The organism is Polaromonas sp. P1_G4 (genome assembly GCF_056405475.1).
This window is the reverse complement of record NZ_JBFUCA010000772.1, coordinates 1-1,439: the sequence shown is the minus strand read 5'-3', so window position 1 is coordinate 1,439 and position 1,439 is coordinate 1. Positions and strand designations below refer to the sequence as shown.

Below are 1,439 nucleotides of genomic sequence, written 5' to 3'. Positions count from 1 at the left end.
GTTAAGAAGGGGTGCGCACCACGCGCATCCTTGTTTAACTTGGGGGAAGTCAAAATGAACCAGTATGTTGTTCGCGTTGCTGTCGTGATGTTCGCCTTTCTGGCCTCATCTTTTTTCACCGGGGCTWCGGCCCAGTCACTGCGCTGCAAGGGCGACCTGGCGCAGATCGGCAATTCCAAAGGCACGATCCTGCAAAGATGCGGCGAGCCTGTCATGAAGGACACGTTCTGCAAAGCCACGCCTGACACAGTGCCCAGCTCGACTGTCGTGACACCAAACACCGTGGGTTCCACCGCCAGCACCACCACCAACGTGACGGTTAATACCTGCCAGCAGGTGGAAGAGTGGACTTACAACCCGGGTTACGGGCAGTTCATGACCATGCTGCTGTTTGAGGGCGGTTCCCTGAAGAGCATTCGATACGGGGATCGCGTAACCAGGTGAGCCCCCACGGTGGTGATGGAGCCCCCACGGTCGCTCACTGCGTGTAGCTCCCTGCCCCCCGAGGGGGCCGCCCGCCCTACGGCCCGGCAAAGCCGGTTCCGGGGCTCATGCTGGGTTTAAGAATTCTTTGGGCACTATCGGCGGAGGTATTCGCCAGTGGGTGCCGCGGAACCGGCTTTGCCGGGCCGCAGGCACCGTCCCCTGCAAGGGGAAAAGGGCTACATGCAGTGAGCCCGATAGGGGTGTGCCAATTTTTCGGCTTCGCCGGCCCCAGGCGCCGCCCCCTGAGGGGGGAACAGGCTACACGCAGTGAGCCTGGAAGGGGGTGGACCTTTTTTCAATCCACCTTCGYGCCTGACGCCTTCACCACTTTTTCATACTTCGCCATTTCGCTTTTCATGAAGGCGCCGAACTGCTCGGGCGTGTTGCCTACAGGTTCGGCCATCAGTGTGGCAAAGCGGGTTTTGGCTTCGGGTGAATTCAGCGCGGCGACGAATGCCTGGTTGAGTTTGGCGATCACGTCTTTCGGTGTGCCTGCGGGCGCCACCAGTCCCCACCAGGTATCGATCTCAAAACCCTTGAGCGTCTCGGCCACGGCAGGCACATCGGGCAGCATGGCGCTGCGTTTGGCTGTGGTGACTGCCAGCGCCTTGAGTTTGCCTGCCTTGATGTTGGCGGATGCCGTGGCCAGGTTGTCAAAGTTGTAGTCCACCTGGCCGCTCAGCAGCGCCAGTTGCGCCGGGTTGCCGCCGTTGTAGGGAATGTGCAGCGCAAAGATGCCGGCCTGCGCCTTGAACATTTCGCCGGCAAGGTGCCCCGCGCTGCCGTTACCGCCGCTGGCGTAATTGAGCTTGGCCGGATTGGCCTTGGCGTACTTGATCAGGTCGGCCAGCGAGTTGATGTTCAGGCGCCGCGCGGAGTCGGCGTTGATCACCAGCACATTGGGCACGCGCACCAGCTGTGTGATGGGCGCGAAGTCGGTCGCTGCGTTGTAC

Annotated in this window: 2 protein-coding genes; one reads left to right on the top strand and one right to left on the bottom strand. The window is 61.3% G+C overall.

All coding sequences use genetic code 11. The features are described from left to right. Positions 1 to 444 (top strand): DUF2845 domain-containing protein (locus tag AC1D1X_RS23190; RefSeq protein WP_477699329.1); only part of this gene is annotated, 444 nt, incomplete at its 5' end. 337 nt (positions 445 to 781) lie between these two features. On the opposite strand, the gene AC1D1X_RS23185 is transcribed toward AC1D1X_RS23190, so the two are convergent. Further along, a partial coding sequence (locus AC1D1X_RS23185) for a tripartite tricarboxylate transporter substrate-binding protein (protein ID WP_477699328.1) occupies positions 782 to 1,439 on the bottom strand: 658 nt, incomplete at its 5' end.